This window comes from Riemerella columbina DSM 16469, assembly GCF_000374405.1.
Classification (GTDB): domain Bacteria; phylum Bacteroidota; class Bacteroidia; order Flavobacteriales; family Weeksellaceae; genus Riemerella; species Riemerella columbina.
The window spans coordinates 1-1,427 of sequence record NZ_KB894278.1 but is presented as its reverse complement, the minus strand read 5'-3'; the positions used below and the strand labels follow the sequence as shown (position 1 = coordinate 1,427).

The following is a 1,427-nucleotide window of genomic DNA, read 5'->3' as shown; positions in this document are numbered from 1 at the left end:
AAAGCATTGTTTAAAAGCGAAATCCGCTCTTCTAAATCCTTAATAGAATCTTTAGAATATATTTCCGCTAAGGCTTTTTGGTGTTTCTTGGCTTTTTTCTTGGTATTTTCGGTAGCATTGTCAATGGTTTCAGGTACTTCTTCTAAAATACCATATCCAGTTAAAATAGTTTTTGCTTGTTCTCTTTGTTGTCTAAATTCTTCAATGTATTTTGTGGCATATTTTCTGCCATCTTGCATTTTCCACCCAGACTTTTCTTTTTTGTTTATTCGCTCTAATGTTTTTTGAGCTTTATGTATTTCGCTGTTTTGAACCGTTAAAGCCTCTGTTGCTTTTTGTGTTTCTTCTTTTACTTTTCTTTCTGTTTCTATTACTTTTGCACCCAGTTTTTGTATGTCTGGATAAGCAGAAAGTAATTTGCTTTCCCTTTCGGCATTAGTTATCTTACCCTCTTTAACTAACCGAGTTAGTTTTTCCTCTAATTTTTTTGCATTTTCATATCTTGTTTTTGCCATCGATTCATCCAACTCAGCCTTCGCGCTTCTTTCAAGAATATCTTTTACCACCGCCATTTTCGCTTGTGCTAATGCAAAATCTTGCATCTTCTTTATCACATGATCAAAGGCATCGCCTAACCTATAAGTGGCTTTATACTGAGAATCTAAAGTATCTCTAAAGCTCGGGTCTATTTTAATAAGATTTTCATAGGCTCTTTGTCTTTGTTCAAGCGTAGAGTTTTCGTTATTGATTACCGCCATTAGGCTTTCAATCTTGGCTCTCTTTTCTACCACGCCTTTAGAAAAAGTGTCAGTTAGTTTTTTATCTACTTCTTCCTGCACTTTCATTTCTGCCGTGGCTTCTTTTGTAATTCCAATTAGCCTTTTTATCTCGTCACCATAGGTAACATAAGAGGCTGTTAAAAGCCCAATTAAAGCGATGATTGCTCCAATAGGGTTGGCAGACATGGTAAAGTTTAATAATGCTTGTGCATCCTTTACGGTTCTAATTGATTTGGCTAATGATAACCAAGCTAATATTGATTGTTGCGTTACTTGTGCTTTCTGCAATAAAGAAGTTACAATCAACGCTGCACGATAAGAACCATAAGTTGAAACCAATATTGTAAGCACTTTAATAACATCTTCGTAATGTTCTACCAGATATGTAAGTCCATCAATACCTTTATTTAAAATCCCCTCATTGCTTTCGCCAACTTTATTCAACATTTGGTCAAAAGCGTCACCCAAATTGGATATTTTCCCAGATAAAGATGCAGACTGCTTATCCATAAGGTTAAAGAACATACCGCCCTCGTCTGTAAGGCTAAATAGGACTTCTTTTACATCTTTAAATCCAATTTTCCCCTCAGACACCATTTTTTGTATTTCGCCTGTGGTCTTACCAAACTTCTTGGCTAATTCTGCTAA

General features: G+C 35.5%; 1 protein-coding gene. It reads right to left on the bottom strand.

What is annotated here, in order from left to right:
- The coding region (locus tag C237_RS13445) for a tape measure protein (protein ID WP_033399023.1) at nt 1-1,427 on the bottom strand (1,427 nt) is incomplete at both ends.